General features: G+C 73.0%; 11 protein-coding genes. 6 read left to right on the top strand and 5 right to left on the bottom strand.

Annotated features, from left to right (window positions below; genetic code table 11):
- Nucleotides 1-79: 79 nt before the first annotated feature.
- Nucleotides 80-1957, top strand: a complete 1878-nt coding sequence (gene cysC / locus ACG83_RS09375; protein WP_054565766.1) for an adenylyl-sulfate kinase — start codon at nucleotides 80-82, stop codon at nucleotides 1955-1957.
- Here the strand turns inward: cysC and ACG83_RS09370 are convergent.
- From ACG83_RS09370 to hemE, 4 genes are all read right to left on the bottom strand, one after another.
- Complete coding sequence (locus ACG83_RS09370) at nucleotides 1951-3846, bottom strand: sugar transferase (protein ID WP_235497812.1); 1896 nt, start codon at nucleotides 3844-3846, stop codon at nucleotides 1951-1953. The genes cysC and ACG83_RS09370 overlap by 7 nt on opposite strands.
- A gap of 855 nt (nucleotides 3847-4701) precedes the next feature.
- A complete protein-coding gene (gene hemQ, locus ACG83_RS09365) occupies nucleotides 4702-5439 on the bottom strand; it encodes a hydrogen peroxide-dependent heme synthase (protein ID WP_054565764.1) in 738 nt (245 codons plus the stop codon).
- A gap of 139 nt (nucleotides 5440-5578) precedes the next feature.
- Nucleotides 5579-6991: a protoporphyrinogen oxidase gene (gene hemG, locus ACG83_RS09360; protein WP_054565763.1), complete on the bottom strand. Its 1413-nt coding sequence runs from the start codon at nucleotides 6989-6991 to the stop codon at nucleotides 5579-5581.
- Between the two features lie 301 nt (nucleotides 6992-7292).
- Nucleotides 7293-8375 (bottom strand): uroporphyrinogen decarboxylase, encoded by a 1083-nt coding sequence (hemE, locus tag ACG83_RS09350; protein WP_054565761.1) that lies wholly within the window; start codon nucleotides 8373-8375, stop codon nucleotides 7293-7295.
- A 201-nt stretch (nucleotides 8376-8576) separates the two neighbouring features.
- Here hemE and ACG83_RS09345 point away from each other — a divergent pair, with 201 nt between their 5' ends.
- The 5 genes from ACG83_RS09345 (at nucleotide 8577) to ACG83_RS09325 (ending at nucleotide 15778) form a co-directional block, all read left to right on the top strand.
- A complete protein-coding gene (locus ACG83_RS09345; protein ID WP_054565760.1) occupies nucleotides 8577-8930 on the top strand; it encodes a DUF3817 domain-containing protein in 354 nt (117 codons plus the stop codon).
- 475 nt (nucleotides 8931-9405) lie between these two features.
- A complete protein-coding gene (locus ACG83_RS09340; protein WP_054566525.1) occupies nucleotides 9406-10059 on the top strand; it encodes a DUF3000 domain-containing protein in 654 nt (217 codons plus the stop codon).
- Nucleotides 10060-10170: 111 nt separating this feature from the next.
- Nucleotides 10171-11796, top strand: coding sequence for an HRDC domain-containing protein (locus ACG83_RS09335; protein ID WP_054565759.1), 1626 nt, complete (start codon nucleotides 10171-10173; stop codon nucleotides 11794-11796).
- Between the two features lie 518 nt (nucleotides 11797-12314).
- Nucleotides 12315-13520: a thiolase family protein gene (locus ACG83_RS09330; RefSeq protein ID WP_054565758.1), complete on the top strand. Its 1206-nt coding sequence runs from the start codon at nucleotides 12315-12317 to the stop codon at nucleotides 13518-13520.
- Nucleotides 13521-13615: 95 nt separating this feature from the next.
- On the top strand, nucleotides 13616-15778 hold the full coding sequence (locus ACG83_RS09325; protein WP_054565757.1) for a 3-hydroxyacyl-CoA dehydrogenase NAD-binding domain-containing protein: 2163 nt from the start codon (nucleotides 13616-13618) through the stop codon (nucleotides 15776-15778).
- Between the two features lie 92 nt (nucleotides 15779-15870).
- On the opposite strand, the gene ACG83_RS09320 is transcribed toward ACG83_RS09325, so the two are convergent.
- On the bottom strand, nucleotides 15871-17007 hold the full coding sequence (locus tag ACG83_RS09320) for a lysylphosphatidylglycerol synthase domain-containing protein (protein WP_054565756.1): 1137 nt from the start codon (nucleotides 17005-17007) through the stop codon (nucleotides 15871-15873).
- Between the last annotated feature and the right edge of the window lie 161 nt (nucleotides 17008-17168).

Here is a 17168-nt window from a genome sequence, read left to right as displayed (position 1 = left end):
TCCCGCACCGCACCGGTCTGCCGCGAGCGTGTCGCGACCCGGAACGCGGCCGAGTGGCCGAGCCGCTACCGTCGCGAGTGTGAGCGCCACCTCCGACAACGACGTCGGCGCCTTCGCCCGGACGCCACGCCGAGGGCATGATGCAGCCGGTCTGTCCGCCACGTCCATCGAGTCCGACCAGATCGCCGGGTCCGCGGGCCAGGCTCTCGCGCTTGTCGATCCCGGACGAGCCCGCGAGCTGCGGGAGGCGTCCATCGCCTGGCCCTCGGTCACGCTGGACCCGCATCAGCTCGCCGACCTCGAGCTGATGCTGCTCGGCGTGTTCGGGCCCGCGCCAAGCTACCTCGGCCAGCTTCGGCAGCCCGACGGCCCGCCGGTACCCAGCCTCCCCGTCGCGGCGGACGTCGCCGCCGGCCTGACCGTCGGCTCCGAGGTGGCCCTGCGTGACAGAGAAGGGGTGATGATCGCCGCGCTGCGGCTGCTGGCGGTCGAGCCCGTTGCCCCGCCGGCCGCCCCGGGCCCGGCGGAAGCCCCGGGCCCGTCGGAAACCCCGGGCCCGTCGGAAGCCGCCGCGGACGGCACGGGGCAGGCTCTCCTGGTCGGCACCGTGCAGGGTCTCGAGCTGCCCGGGCACCCCGACTATCCGGCGCTGCGCCTCACCCCACCGCAGCTGCGCGCCCAGCTCGCCGCGCGGGGCTGGACGGCGTCCGGCACCGGCGCGCCGTGGGCGGTGTGGGCCGACGGTCTGCTGCACACCGCGGACGTGGGTCGGATCCGGGCGCTGACCCGCCGGGGCAAGCACTGCGTGATCCTCGTCCCCGTCGGCGGCACGGATCCGGCGGATGCCACCCATCACCTCCGCGTGCGCTGCCTGCTCGCCGCGCTGGACGCGATCGACGCGCCGCTGCGCCCGACCGAGGCCACGCTGGCCCACGAGCCACTCGCGTCGGAGGCGGTCGCCAGGGGCGGCCGACGGAACCTGCCGCCGACGGGCCAGGCAGGTCCCTCCGGTCACGGATCATCCACCAGCCGGGCAACGCAGTCGCCCGGACCGCCGCAGCAACGCGGCATGCTCGTGCTCGTGCCGGTCGTCCCGGCGAGTCAGCTCGCGGCTCCCCGCGAGCCGACGATGAGCGCCACCTCGCCGGGCGGCCTCACCGACGAGCTCGACGCGGGCGGACCGGCGCTGGATGCGATGGCCGAGCTCACCGCGCTGCGCGCGCACCTGGCCGAGGTGTATGGCTGCGCCGGCAGTCTGACCGGGCCCGCCATCGGCGCTCCAGGTTCCGACGAGATCACCGCCCTGCTGGACGCCGGTGCACCGCTGCCGGCCGAGCTGACCCCACCAACGGTGGCGGCCGAGCTGGTCCGTGCCGTGCCACCACGTTCCCGGCGGGGTCTCACGATCCTGTTCACCGGGCTGTCCGGCGCGGGCAAGTCGACGCTGGCAGGGCTGCTGGCCTGCCGGCTGCTCGAACGGGGCCGGCGAGTCACCCTGCTGGACGGGGACATCGTCCGGACACATCTGTCCCAGGGACTGGGCTTCTCCCGCGCCGACCGGGATACGAACGTGCGCCGCATCGGCTTCGTCGCGGCCGAGGTCGCGGGCGCCGGCGGGACGGCGGTGTGCGCCCCGATCGCCCCCTATGGCGCGGTTCGGGAGCAGGTGCGGGCGATGAGCACCGCCCGCGGGGCGGGATTCGTCCTCGTCCACGTGTCGACCCCACGCGAGGTGTGCGAGGGGCGGGATCGCAAGGGCCTTTACGCCAAGGCACGGGCAGGTGTGATTCCCGCCTTCACCGGCGTGTCGGACCCCTATGAGGAACCTGTGGACGCCGAGGTCGTCGTGAACACGGCGGATCTGTCCGCGACCGAGGCCGTGGACCAGGTGGTCGCCCATCTGGTCCAGGCCGGCTGGGTCGAGCAGGCGCCTCGGGACGAGGAGCCGCCTCAGTAGGCACCCTCGCGGCGCAGCACCGCGAACAGGGTCCGCCACAGGATGACGAAGTCCATCGCCAACGACCAGTTCTCGACGTACCGGAGGTCGAGCCGGACCGACTCATCCCATTCCAGGTCGCTGCGGCCGCTGATCTGCCACAGGCCGGTGAGGCCGGGCTTGACCATCAGCCGGCGGTAGACGTCGTCCTCGTAGCGGGCGACCTCCGACGGCAGCGGCGGCCGCGGACCGACCAGCGACATGCTTCCGTTGACCACGTTGAACAGCTGGGGAAGCTCGTCAAGCGACCACTTCCGCAGGAACTTGCCCACCTTGGTGATCCGCGGGTCGTCGCGCATCTTGAACAGCAGGCCCTCGGCCCGCTCGTTGTGGGACTCCAGCTCCGCCTTGCGCGCCTCGGCGTCGACGTACATCGAGCGGAACTTGTACATCCGGAACTCGGCACCGCCGCGGCCGACCCGCGTCTGCTTGAAGATGGCCGGGCCGCGGCTGGTCAGCCGCACCGCCAGGCCCAGCCCGATCAGCAGCGGTGAGAAGAGGAGGATCGCGACGGTGGCGACGAGACGGTCGAAGGCCATCTTCATCAGCCGCCGTGTCCCGCTGAGCTCGGGCTCCTCGATGTGCAGCAGCGGCAGGCCGGCGACCGGCCGGATGGAGATCCGCGGGCCCGTCACGTCGGTCAGCGCGGAGCTGACCAGGACGTCCACATCGCTTCCCTCCAGCGCCCACAGCACCCGTCGCAGCGTCTCGCCGTCCATCTGGGGGCCGATCGCGACCGTGGTCGCGTGCGTCGCCTGAATGGCGGTGTGCAGGTTCTCCGAAGTGCCGACGATGGGGACACCGAGCAGGTCGAAGCCGCTGCGCTCGGGTCGGTCGTGGCTGTGCCGGCCGGGCAGCCGGTCCAGGCAGACCCCGACGACCGACCAGCCCGTGGTGGGGTCACGCTGCGCGAGCCGGACCAGGGTCGCCGCGGACTCACCCGCACCCACGACCAGCACCCGGTGCAGGCAACGCCCCTGGCGCCGCATCCTGTGCAGGATGCCGCGCCCGGCGGAGCGCCCCGCGACCGAGAGCAGTGTCGCGGCCGGGAAGGCGATGAGCACGTAGCTTCGGGCGATCTCCGCCTTGGTGGCGTACGAGGCGACCGCCACCAGCGCCGTGAGCCGGGCCGCGGCGTTCACGACCCGCCGGAACTCCTCGGATCCGCCGCCGAGGAACCTGCTCTCGTAGGCCCGGTTGAGCGACATCGACAGCACCCAGGCCAGCGGCAGCAGGACCGTCATCACGATGTAGGGCGTCGACGAGACGGGCTTGGTGTCGAACTCGACGACGTCACCGAAACGCACGAAGTAGGCGAGGCCCACCGAGACCACACAGGCGACCGCGTCGAAGAGCACCAGCAACCGCACGTAGCGACGTTCCCAGCCGACCTGCGCGCGGTAGTTCTTCGGATCGGACGACGACTGGACCTGCGAGAACGCGAACTGCTGGGCCCCCGGGCCGGTATGGCGCCCCCCGGCGGGACGCCCTGGCTCGCCGAACCCTCGCGGCCCGCCAGGCCCGTCCGGCCCGACCCGCGGGACGGGCCACGCCGGCGGGGCCGGTGCGGCCGCCCAGTCGTGGCGCGCCGAAGGCCCGGCGCGCCCCGGGCCGTCCTCGTCGTAGTAGTAGCCGCGCTCGTCGTAACCAGGCTCGCCGTAACCAGGCTCGCCGTAGCCGCGCTCGTCCTGGTCGTAGTAGCCGCGAGCCTGGGGCACCACGCCCGTCGCGCTGGCCGGCCACGGGCTGCCGGACGGCCTGGGCTCGTCAGACCGCCGCCGCCCACCCCCGAATGATCTCGTTCCCCCGGACACATCCGTCACTGCAGGACCCCCCCTGGCCTTCGGCATGTCAGTTCTGATCGACGGACCGGGCGCGCGGCGACGACCCCCCAGGTACCCCCCCGCCGGGCCAATTGTCGATCAGGACTCACCTGCCGGTGTAGCGGTTCACTCATACACGTCCGGTCCTGTAGTCGGTACGCGCGGGCGCGGCCCCCCCACGCCCCGGCGGCTGCCGGGCGCGTATTCCCCACTGGCCTGTCCACTCGCGGCTTCACCGACTCCGCCCTCCAGCGATCGTGTGACCCGGGCAGCCGCGCGGACGTCGCGACAGGCCTGGCGCGCGCGGTCTGGGCAACCGACGCGAAACCAGCGCCCGGCCTGGGCCGACGACGGCCTGCGCCAGCCCCGACATGCGGCGCTCGATGGTCAGGCGGCCACGTTACCGGCACGCGCACCACAGCGGACCATCGCCCCGCCCAGCCCGAACGCCTTCTTCACGACAGCTGGCCGACAGACCCCACCGGAACACTGGTAACCAACAGTGACGACAGTTGAATTACCAGCCAGTAACGCTGTGTAAAACAGGCGTCCGATCACCCGAAATGCGGTGCAATGCACCTACCCTGCGGCTCCACGCATTGACGAGTAGCAGACAGAAACCCACGGCGATGCTACTGTCAGTCATGGCCGGTCCGGGGCGCACCCGGCCGCCGACCATCGATCACCCGGGCCCCGACGGGCCCGGCGGAGATCGGTGGGCTCTGCCCGCCCAGGTCGACTGCGTCACCTGGCCGTGGGGGCAGCAACGGGGCGGTCGGCGCCTGCCGGACGGGTGGGGGCGCCCGGGCAGGTGCCGACCTCTCCTGTCACACAGGCGGTATCGGCCCGCCTGAGGAGGAATGCGACGAGGCCTTCAGGCCGCTACGGGAGCGCCGCGACGACATCCGCGAGGGGCTTGCGTGCCCCGCTGTAGAACGGCGTCTCGAGCCGGGTATGACGCCGCGTCGCACTGGCACGAAGGTGGCGGATGCAGTCCACGATCCGGTGCAGCTCGTCGGCCTCGAAGGCGAGCAGCCACTCGTAGTCACCGAGACCGAAGGCCGCGACCGTGTTCGCACGAACATCCTCGTACTCGCGGCCCATCATCCCGTGCTCGGCGAGCAGACCGCGCCGCTCGTAGTCCGGAAGCAGATACCACTCGAGCGAACGGTTGAACGGATAGACGCAGATGTAGTCGCGCGGGTCCTCCCGGCGGACATACGCCGGAATGTGGTTCCGGTTGAACTCGGCCGGCCGGTGCAGACCGACCGAGGACCAGACCGGCTCCAGGCAGCGACCCAGGCCGGTCTGCCGGAACCGCTGGTAGGTCTCCTGCAGAAGATCCGGATTCGGCGAGGTCCACCAGATCATCACGTCGGCGTCGGCCCGGTAGCCGGAGATCTCGTAGATACCGCGGGTGTACACGTCCTTGGCCAGCGCACCCTCGAGGAGCGCGGCGACCTCCGTGACGATCTCCGCACGGTCCGCGGGCAGCGGACGCCGGGCAGCGAAGACCGACCAACCGGTGTAGAGCAGTTCGTCGTTGAGCTCCCGCGCCGAGGAGGTACCACTGTGCTGCGGTGAGGTACCGCCGCGCTGGACGTCGTCGCCTGTTGACATGACACCATTGTCCACCCCGGCCGCCCGGTGGCGAGTGGTCACCGCCCACCACCGCGCGGGTGCTCCCGCCCCCGCCCGGCGCCCGGGCTCCCGGCCGGCCCTCGGACTCCCGGCCGGCGCTCAGGCACCTGGCCGGCGCTCAGGCTCCCGCCGGCTCCGATTCCGTCGCCGCCGCGCCTCCGGCGGGCAGCCCGACGGCCACCGCCGCCGCGGCGGCCTCCCCGGACCGGATGCACGCGGGGATGCCGACCCCGTCGTAGCCCGCGCCGGCCAGCGCGAGACCTGCGGGCAACGCCCGGCGAACGGCCGCGATCCGGCCCAGGTGGCCCGGCAGGTACTGCGGCAACGCACCTCCCCAACGGCTGACCCGGCCGGCGACGGGACGTGCGATCATCCCGGTCACCTGGGCGACCTCCGCCGCGACCACCCCGATCAGCTCGGTGTCGCCGCGCCGTAGCTCGCCCTCGGCGCCGGCACGGCCGACGCTGGCCCGCACGACCGTGAGATCACTGCCAGCGGCCACGTGCGGCCACTTCGCGGACATGTAGGTCACGGCCTTGATCGACAACCCGGCTCGGGACGGCACCAGCAGCCCGCTGCCCGCGGGCGGCGTCACCCCCCGGTAGAGCAGGGTGACCAGGCCCACCGATGCGTACGGCACGCCGGCCAGCGGCGCCGCCGCGTGCGGCGCGATCGGGGAGAGCAGGTCCCGCGCCGCGCCGGCCGGCACCGCGATGATCACCGCATCGGCGGCGAACGGAGGTGGGGCCTCCCCACCGCCGATCGGTTCGCAGCGCACCTGCCAGCCATCCGAGGTCTGCCGCAGCTCGCGGGCCATCAGGCCGGTGCGCACGATCGCGCCGCTGGTGTCGGACACCCGCTGCGCGAACGCGCCGAGCCCGCCGCGCAGCGAGGCGAACACCGGCGTGTGCGCCGGTGCCGGGCCGGTCCGTGCCCGCACCCGGTGCGCGCCGAGCAGCAGCGACCGGTCCTCCGTCGCGATCGGGGTGAGCTGGGGCACGGTCGCCTGCAGCGAGAGCGCGTCGGCCCGGCCGGCGTACACCCCGCCCAGCAGCGGATCGACCAGCCGGTCGACGATCTCCCGCCCCACCCTGGCACCGACGTACCCGCCCACGGTCGGATCGTCGGGCAGCGTCGTCCGCGGCAGCACCAGATCGGCGGCGGCCCGCAGCAGCCCCCACGGCGAGAGCACCCGCGACCGCACCAGGCCGAGGGCGTCCGTGGGGACGCCCAGCAGTGTGTTGGGCGGAATCGGTCGACGCCGGCCACCCACCCACAGCGCGGCGGCGGTCGTGGCCGGATGGACGATCGCGTGCCCGAGACCGACGTGCCGCGCCAGCCGCAGCCCCTCCGGCACGCGCATCAGGAAGGACTCCGCGCCCTCCTCCACGGCGAGCCCCTCGATCGGGGTCGTGCGCAGCTTGCCGCCGACCCGGTCACCAGCCTCGATCACGGTGACCTCGGCCTTGCCCGCCAGAGCGTTCGCGGCCGCCAGGCCCGCGATGCCCCCACCAATGATCACGACCCGCACGTGTCTCCAGCCCCTTCAGCCGTCACCGGTCCGGCCGCCTCCGACGTGTGCCCGTCGAGCGCGAAGGCGGCGGCCTCGCGCTGACGGACCCGTCGGGTGCCGCGGTCGACCTTCAGTCTTGTCGGTGGATCCGGTTCCGCGGTGCCGCGGGTCTCCTCAGCACACCGCTCGCCCGCGCGGGCGGCCCGCTCCACGGGTGTCCGTCCCGGTACCCGCCACGGCCGCGCCGCCGCGCGCGTCGGCTGGCCCCTCCGGGCGATCCCCCGGAGGGGCCATCAGAACCGGTGGACGAGGTCCACGATCAGAACTGGTGGACGAGGTCCACGATGTGCGCGAGCACGCCCGGGTCGCTCTCCGGCAGCACGCCGTGGCCGAGGTTGAAGATGTGGCCGGGCGCCGCGGAGCCGCGGCGGCAGACGTCGCGCACCTTCTCGGCCAGCAGGTCGGCCGGCGCGAAGACCGCGGCGGGGTCGAGGTTGCCCTGCACGGACCGGCCGGGGCCGATGCGCTTGACGGCCTCGTCCAGCGGGACCCGCCAGTCGACCCCGACGACGTCCGCGCCGGCCTCGCCCATCGCGCCGAGCAGCTGCCCGGTGTTCACGCCGAAGTGGATGCGCGGGATGCCGTCGTCGGCGAAGGCCGCCAGCACCCGGGAGCTGTGCGGGGCCACGTAGCGCCGGTAGTCGTCCTCGCTGAGCGCGCCGGCCCACGAGTCGAACAGCTGAACGGCGTCCGCGCCCGCGTCGACCTGCACTCGCAGGAACGCCGCGGTGATGTCGGCCAGCCGGCCGAGCAGGTCGTGCCACAGTTCGGGCTCGGAGTACATCAGGGCCTTGGTCCTGATGTGGCTGCGGCTCGGCCCTCCCTCGATGAGGTAGCTGGCCAGGGTGAACGGGGCGCCCGCGAAACCGATCAGCGGTGTCGTGCCGAGCTCGCGGATCAGCGAGCCCACGGCCGTCTGCACGTAGGGCACGTCGTCCGGCTCGAGCGGGCGCAGGATGTCCAGGTCGGCCCGGGACCGGATCGGGTGGGCCACCACGGGGCCCACTCCGGCGACGATGTCGACGTCCACCCCGACCGCGGCGAGCGGCAGCACGATGTCGGAGAAGAAGATGGCCGCGTCGGGGCGGAACCGACGGATCGGCTGCAGCGTGATCTCGGTGACCAGGTCCGGGTTCCGGCAGGAGTCGAGCATCGCCGTGTTGGCGCGCAGCGCGCGGTATTCGGGCAGCACCCGACCGGCCTGCCGCATGAACCAGACAGGTACCCGGTCCGGGCGGTCCCCTGCCGCGGCGCGCAGAAACGGCGATGTCGCGACGATGTCACGACGTCGGGGCGGAGCCCCCTCACGGGGCGGCGCGACGGCGGTGTTTCCGAGGGACATAGCCCGATCGTTGCACGACGGGCGAGCAGATGCCGGGTTGGGCACACGACTGTGTGCGATATCTTCTACTGACAGTAGAAGCCAATCGGGTGAACGGTAGCCGGGCGGCCAGGGCACCACTGGGCGCCGAGCCCGTCACCGACCCCGCAGAGACCACAGCGGGCCGCGGTCCGACCGCGGCGACCGTCGAGGAGATTCCCGATGACCGACCCTTCCGCTCGGGACGGTTTCTGGCCGGTGGGCGCCACGCGCGTCGTCTCGCTGGCGGAGGCCGTCTCCTTCGTGCTGCTGCTGGTGGCGAGCGCGATCAAGTACGGCGCCGACGAGCCGATCGGGGTCCGGATCCTCGGGCCGACGCACGGCACCCTGTTCATCGCGTACTGCCTGTTGGTGCTGTACGTGTCGGTGCTGCGGCAGTGGAAGATCGGGCGCACCCTGCTCGCCCTCGGTGCGTCCGTGGTGCCCTTCGCGCCCTTCTTCGTGGAACGCCACTGGCTGCGGCCGCTCGACGCCTCCACCGCGAGCGGACCGGGTGCGTCCGGCGCAACCGCCTGAATCACCCGCACTCTCGCGGATGGGGCTTCGGCCCCGCACCGCGCACAGCCGCCCGCACGCGACACGCCGGTGGGAATGCGCGGAGAACCGCACCACCCGTGGCACCGTCAGTCCAGTCGGAATGTGCGACAACGGTCCGCGATGCCCACCCGGTCCGCGATGTCCCACGTCGCCCACTTCCGGCCGGCCAACGGCGTGCCCGGGGAGTGACGCGAGTGGACCAGGTCCTGGTGAGCCCGGACGATCACATCCGCGACCGCGCGGACTGCGGGCGTGACCGGCGCTTCGAGAGCAGCACCGGCAGGAGCCCGGCGTGAGCCTGCACAGCACGGAGCCGGGCACCGCCGAGCCCACGGACTCGTTCCGCCCGCCGCTGCGTCCCGCCCGAACCGGCCAGACCCGCACGGACGGTTCCAAGCGGCACTCTCCGACGTCCGACCAGCGTGATCACGGTGCAGCACCTAACGTTGCGGCCATGGGGGGAACACGGCTGCAGCTCACCGCGCCTGCCCTCTTCGTCGCAGCCACCGACGCGCTGCGGAGCTCGCTGGACGAGCTCCGGCCCGACGTCACCATTCGGGAGATCCCCGCGCCGACTCGCATCGCGCCGTTCGCCTTCGCGCTCGCCGGTGGTCTCACCAACGATGACGAGGCGGCGTCCGGGCGGTTCGTGCTGTTGTTCGACCCTGATGGCCAGGACGCCTGGGAAGGGCTGGCCCGAGTCGTCTGCTACGCGAGGGCCTCGGTCGACCCGGAGGTGGCCGACGATCCACTGCTGCCCGGTGTCGCCTGGTCCTGGCTGCGGGAGTCGCTCCAGTCGCACGGTGCCGAGACCCACGCCCTCGGCGGGACGGTGACAACCACGTCGTCGCGTCGTTTCGGGGTGCTGGCCACCGATGGCGACAACTTCGACGTGGAGCTGCGCTGCTCGTGGTCACCCACCTGGGCCGGCACGGACGCGACCGAGCCCGGTCAGGCCGGCCCGGCCGGGGGGGCCGAACCGGCGGGCGGGCTCAACCATTCGGACGTCGCGGCGCATCTGCACTCGTTCGCCGATCTGCTGGCCGCGATGGCAGGCCTTCCACCACGTCTCTCCGGGGTCGTTCCGCTACCTGCGCGCCGGGCCTGAGCCGCCGGGCACCTCAGTGCGGAGACACAGCGCACCCGCTATGTCAACAGAACGCGTCCGGGATGACTACCTCGACGCCAAAGACGAACACTAAGCGTATAATTAGTCGGAATGCTCGGCCGACTGGGCTGCCAGCCCGCTCATTCACACGTACCATCGCCGATCGTGACGTCGACGGTTCCTGACTCAACGCACCTGGTCAGCGAGGGTGCGGCAGCCGATGCTGCCGCCGAGCCGTCAGCGCCCGTCCCGATCCCCCTGCTGGAGCCGGCCGACGGCGTCCCGCCCGTCCTCGACGATCCGCAGGATCTCGCGCGCGCGACGGAGCGCCTGGCCGCCGGCACCGGCCCGATCGCCTTCGACGCCGAGCGCGCCTCGGGCTACCGCTACAGCCAGCGCGCCTATCTCGTGCAGATCCGCCGCCAGGGCGCCGGCACCATCCTCATCGACCCGGTGGCACTGCCCGACCTCACCAGCCTGCAGGAGGTGGTGGGCCCGACCGAGTGGGTGCTGCACGCGGCCAGCCAGGACCTGCCCTGCCTCGCCGAGCTGGGCCTGCACCCGACCAGCCTGTTCGACACCGAGCTCGCCGGGCGGCTGCTGGGCTACGAGCGGGTCGGGCTCGGCGCCATGGTCGAGCGGGTGCTCGGCTTCGCGCTGGAGAAGGGGCACTCCGCGGCGGACTGGTCCACCCGGCCGCTGCCCGAGCCGTGGCTGCGCTATGCCGCGCTGGACGTGGAGCTGCTCGTGGAGCTCCGCGACCGGCTGGAGGCGGAGCTCGTCGAACGCGACAAGATCGCCTTTGCCCGGCAGGAGTTCGCGGCGATCGCCGCCGCTCCCCCGCGGGAACCGCGCGCCGAGCCGTGGCGTCGCACCAGCGGGATCCACCGCGCACGCACCCGGCGCCAGCTCGCGGCGGTCCGCGCGATGTGGCAGGCCCGCGACAAGGTCGCCCGGACCCGTGACCTCGCGCCAGGGCGGGTGCTGCCCGACGGCGCGATCATGGACGCCGTCCTCAAGGCGCCCGCGGACGTCGCCGCGCTGACCCGGCTGCCGGTCTTCTCCGGGCCGAAGATCCGTCGCTCGGCGCAGACCTGGATGGACGCGCTGCGGTCAGCGGCGGAGCTACCGGAAAGCCAGCTCCCAAGCACGGCCGGGCCGGGCGGAGACGGGCTTCCGCCCCAGAACCGCTGGGCCGAACGTGATCCGGTGGCTGCCGCCCGGCTGGCCCGGGTGCGGGCCGCTCTGAACACCATCGCCACCGCGCAGGGCATGCCGGTGGAGAACCTGCTGGAGCCGGCACTCGCCCGCCGCGTCACCTGGACGCCGCCGGCGTCGCGCGACACCGCGTCGGTGACGGCCGCGCTGGTCGCGGGCGGAGCACGTTCCTGGCAGGTGGAGCTCACGGCGACCGCCGTGGCGACCGCGCTGGTCGACCCTCCGGCGACGGGCACCGCTCCGTCGACGTCGCCGACACCGCTGCCGTCGACACCGTCGACACCGCTGCCGACGCTGACGTCGACGCCGACGGCCGGGCCGGCCGCGAACGACACGACAGCGGACAGCACGGCCCCGGGCGCCTCTGCTGCCCCGGGCGGCGCGGCGGAAGGCCTGGTAGGAGGACGTCCCGAGCCCGACGCCGGCGGCGCTCCTCGCCGGGCCGCCCCGCGGCGGGCGACGCGCCCTCGCCGCTCACCGACCCAGCCCGCGGCGAGCGACGAGCCCTCCGCTTCCTGACCGCCACCGCCCGGCCGAAGCGTGAAGGATTTCGGTCGTTCTCGGGACCGAAATCCTTCACGCTTGCTCGGTAGCAGCGGCAGCAGCGACGTCGCCGGCGACCGCCCGAAGCGGCGGCGCGAAGCGTTGAGGCTTTTCGTCGTTCCCGCGACCAGAATCCTCAGATCTTGCTCAGCAGCAACGACAGCCAGAGGTCCGGGATCTCGCGGCGGACTCCCCAACGACCAGAATCCGCACCTCACATCACGCATCGTGACCAGATGCGAGAAAAGAACCACTGAGACGTACCGCCAGGGCCCGGCGGCGGTTCAGCGTTCGCCGAGGGCGCCGGATTTTACCTCGCAAATACGACCACCGATCCGTCCGCGATCGTGACACCTCTTACCTACCCACGGGTAACTCCTGTCGTAGGCTGGTGCCCGTCGCGGCCGGCACACACCTTCAGGCATCCGGCCCGACACCGGTGGCGGCGGGTCGGACACGCGCCGTCGACGGACAAGGGCGTCGAGGAGGCCGGTGTGTTCGTAAGCGCGCGGGGTTCGGTGCGTGATGTGGTGTTCGTCGACGGCGTGCGGACGCCGTTCGGCAAGGCGAAGGGCGTCTACAGCGAGACCCGGGCGGACGACCTGGTGGTCAAGGTCATCCGGGAGCTCATCCGCCGCAATCCCGGCCTGCCGCCGGAGCGGGTCGACGAGGTGGCGATCGCGGCCACCACCCAGATCGGCGACCAGGGCCTGACGATCGGGCGGACCGCCGGCATTCTCGCCGGTCTGCCGAAGTCCGTCCCGGGCTATGCGATCGACCGGATGTGCGCGGGCGCGGTGACAGCGGTGACCACGACCGCGTCCGCCATCGCGGTCGGCGCCTACGACGTCGCGATCGCCGGCGGCGTCGAGCACATGGGGCGCCATCCGATGGGTGAGGGGGTCGACCCCAACCCCCGGTTCGTCTCCGAGAAGCTCGTCGACCCGTCCGCGCTGGTCATGGGGATGACGGCGGAGAACGTGCACGACCGCTACCCGGGCATCACCCGGGCGCGGGCCGACGCCTACGCCGTCGCCTCGCAGGAGAAGGTGGCCAAGGCCTACGCCAACAACCAGATCCAGCCCGACCTCGTCCCGGTCGCCGCGCGGCACGTCGAGAACGGGTGGGAGCTGGTCACCGCGGACGAGCCGCCGCGACCCGGCACCACGCTGCAGGGCCTCGCCGGGCTCAAGACGCCCTTCCGGCCGCACGGCCGGGTCACCGCGGGCAACGCCGCCGGCATCAACGACGGCGCGACCGGATGCCTGCTGGCAGCCGCCGACGTCGCCGCCGAACTGGGCTTGAGCCGCAAGATGACCATGGTCGGCTTCGGCTTCGCGGGTGTCTCCCCCGAGGTGATGGGCATCGGCCCGATCCCGTCCACGGAGAAGGCGCTCGCCCGCACCGGCCTGACCATCGACGACATCGGGCTGTTCGAGCTGAACGAGGCGTTCGCCGTGCAGGTGCTCGCGTTCCTCGACCACTTCGGCATCGACGACGACGACCCGCGCGTCAACCCCTACGGCGGCGCGATCGCGCTGGGGCATCCGCTCGCCTCCAGCGGCGTGCGCCTGATGACCCAGCTCGCCCGGCAGTTCGAGGAGCACCCCGAGGTCCGCTACGGCCTGACCGCGATGTGCGTGGGCATCGGCATGGGCGCGACGACGATCTGGGAGAACCCGCACCACCAGGCCGTCTGACCGGTGGCCCACATGTCGCACCTCGAAGCCCGTACCTCGAACCCCGACCCCCGCACCCCGCACCCCGAAATCTTCGCCCGAATGGGAGACGGAGCATGAGCAGCGCCGCGGTGACTCTTGAGCATCCGGACGAGGTCGTCACACAGGCCCATGTCCGGTACGCGCGGCTTCCCGGCGTGGACGGACCCGTCGCGCTCATCACCCTCGACAACGGGCTGGACCACACCCGCCCGAGCACCTTCGGCCCGGCGGGACTGCGTTCCCTGATCGCCGCGGTCGACGAGATCGAGGCGCACGACCCGCCGGTCGCCGCGGTGGCGGTGACCGGCAAGCCGTTCATCTTCTGCGTCGGGGCCGACCTGTCGTACCGGTCGTCGCTGACCGACCCGGCGGAGGTACGACCCAAGCTCACCGCGCTCGGCGAGCTCGGGCACACCGCCCTGCGGCGGGTCGGCGAAGGACGTCTCGGCGACCGGAAGGTGCCGACCTTCGCCCTCGTCAACGGCGCCGCGCTCGGCGGCGGCCTCGAGCTGGCCCTGCACTGTGACTACCGGGCACTGTCCACCGACATCGCCGCGCTCGCGCTGCCCGAGGTGTTCCTCGGCCTGGTGCCGGCCTGGGGCGGTACCCAGCTCCTGCCGAACCTCATCGGCGCGGACAACGCCGTCACCGTGATGATCGACAACGCGCTGAGCCAGAACCGGACGCTGCGCGCCGCGCAGGCCTTCAAGCTCGGCATCGGCGACATCCTGCTCGAGCCGGCCGACTTCCTGGAGGAGGCGCTGCGCTGGGTGGGCCGCGTGCTGCGCGGCGAGGTCGACCCCACCGCGGGCCGCCCGACCGTCGAGCGCGGCCCGGCCTGGGCGGCGGCGCTCGAACGTGGCCGCACCCTGGCGGACGCCCGGCTGCACGGAGCGGCGCCGGCCGCCTACCGGGCGCTGGAGCTGCTGGCGCTGGCCGAGACCGCGGACCGTGACACCGGGTACGCGGCGGAGGACGCGGCGCTGGCCGACCTCGGTGCCGGCGAGGAGCTGGTCGCCGGCCTCTACGCGTTCGACCTGGTGAACAAGCGGGCCAAGCGGCCCGTGGGCGGGCCGGACCGCTCGTTGGCGCGACCGGTGACCAAGGTCGGTGTGGTGGGTGCCGGCCTGATGGCCAGCCAGCTCGCCGCGCTGTTCGCCCAGCGCCTCGAGGTACCGGTGGTGCTCACCGACCTCGACCAGGCCCGCCTGGACGCCGGTGTCGCCCGGGTCCACCAGGAGTTCGACAACCTGCTGCAGCGCAAGCGGATCTCCGCGGACCGGGCCAACCGGCTCAAGGCCAACGTCACCGGCTCGCTCACCAAGGACGCCTTCGCGGACGCCGACCTCATCATCGAGGCCGTCTTCGAGGACATGGCGATCAAGAAGTCGGTGCTCGCCGAGCTGGAGACCTACGTCAAGCCGGAGACGTTGCTGCTCACCAACACCTCCGCGCTGTCGGTGACCGAGATGGCGGCCGAGCTGACTCATCCCGAGCGGGTCGCCGGGCTGCACTTCTTCAACCCGGTGGCGGTGCTGCCGCTGGTCGAGGTCGTCCGCACGCCGCGCAGCGACGACGCCACGATCGCGACCACCCTCGACGTCGCCAAGAAGCTGAAGAAGAACGCCGTGCTGGTGGCGGACGCGCCCGCCTTCGTGGTGAACCGGCTGCTCACCCGTTTCATGGGCGAGGTGCTCGCCGCCACGGAGTCCGGCACCGCGATCGACACCGCCGACACCGCGCTGGACCCGCTCGGCCTGCCGATGTCGCCGCTCGTTCTGCTGTCGCTGGTCGGGCCGCCGGTCGCGCTGCACGTGGCCGAGACGCTGCACACCGCGATGCCGGACCGGTTCCGCTCACCGGCGGGCCTGGCCCGGCTGGTCGACGCGGGGCTCGGCGGCTTCTACACGACGGACCCGCAGGGCCGGCAGATCGTCGACCCGAAGGCCGCCGCGCTCGTCCGCGAAGGCACCGGATCCGACGGTTCAGGCACAGGCGCGGCGCTGACCCCGGAGCAGGTCCGGGACGCGGCACTGTCCGCGCTCGCGCAGGAGATCCGGCTGCTGCTGGACGAGAAGGTCGTCGCCGAGCCCGCGGACGTCGACCTGTGCATGATCCTCGGCGCCGGCTGGCCGTTCCACCTCGGCGGCATCACGCCCTACCTGGACCGCACCGGCATCAGCGAGCGGGTGACCGGCCGGCGGTTCAGCCCGCCCGGAACCGCCACCATCTCCTGACCCGTCCCGTCTCGGACCCGTCTCCGGCCACCGAGGAACCGCCTGCGCGACGGCCGGCGCGGGCGGCCCTCCTCGGTGGCCTCTGGTGGCCCTCAGCGGCCGCCAGGTGCCGTCCCGGAGACGGCCGCGGCTCCCGGGCTCCCCGGTCCGGTTCCGCCCGTCTGCCGCGCGCTGAGGCGGGCGGAACCGGGCTCGACCGCCTCGGCGAGATCCGTGCTGACGCCGGCGCCCGCGTGGGCGGCGGCGTCGGCGTAACGGCCCGCCGTCGACGTGCCGCGGGGCCGCAGCGCGACCCCGACGAGCGCCCAGACGACATCCGCGATCGTGGCCAGCAGCCGGGCGACGACCGCGATGAGGGTGGCCGGGCCGCTGGCCAGCGCCGGGGCCAGTGCCAGCACCAGGACCGCCTCGCGCACCCCGGCCCCCGCCGGCAGCACCAACACCAGGAAACCGGCCGTCCAGGCCAGTGCGTACGCGCCGACGCACAGCGCCACCAGCCGGGCCCCGCCGACGGCCGGGTCGAGGTCACGCACCAGCAGCCAGGTCCCGACGCCGTACCAGACGAAACCCGCGATCAGCCAGCCGGCCCCGGCCAGGATCGGCCGCGCGGTGAGCGGCTCGTCCAGCGGCGGACGCCGCAGCAGGCGGAACGCGAGGTCGAGCAGCCTCGAAAGCACGGGCGGGTGCAGAACCACCGCGAACAGCGGCACCACCGCCAGCGCCCACCAGTAGTCCGCGAGCGCCGAGCGGGAGACGAACGGGAGGGTCGCCGCCGCGGTCACTCCCCCGCACGGCACCGCCAGGGCCAGCACCACCAGGCTCGCCGACGCCGACTTCGGCCGGGAGACCCCGTAGTCGCGGGACAGCTCCATCTGCGCGAGCACCGGCCACACACTGCCCGGGATGTACTTACCGATCTGGCCGACGCAGAAGATGCGAACGGCCGCGCGCAGCGGCAACGACGCGCCGAGCCCGCCGAGCACCGACCGCCAGGACAGCACCGTCGCGCCGACCGCGAGCACCGTCGCGGCGGCGGACCCGGCCAGGCCGGCCGCCGTCAGCTCACCGACCGAGTCGCGGACGTCGTTCCACTGCCCCACCAGCGCGACGACCAGCAGCACCGCCGCGAGCAGCAGAGCGCCCCGCACCGCCCACCAACGCGCGCCCCGGCGGCGAGGCTGCGCGGCCTGCTTCTTCCCTCGCGGGCCCGCCCCGTCGACATGACTCACCTGGTCAGACTATGGGGTCGGCGCACCGCCGTCGTGGCCGCCCACCACGGTGCCAGCAGACGTCAGCCGGGTCAGAAGGGCCAGCCGTGCCGCACACCGGGCGCCGGCAGACAAGCAGCCAGAAAACGCGGCAACCGGGCCACGTGACGAGGACGTGGCCC

Origin of the sequence: Frankia sp. R43 (assembly GCF_001306465.1) — a bacterium.
Classification (GTDB): Bacteria; Actinomycetota; Actinomycetes; order Frankiales; family Frankiaceae; genus Parafrankia; species Parafrankia irregularis.
Note: the sequence above shows the minus strand (reverse complement) of the source record. Positions and strands in the feature narration are given on the sequence as shown.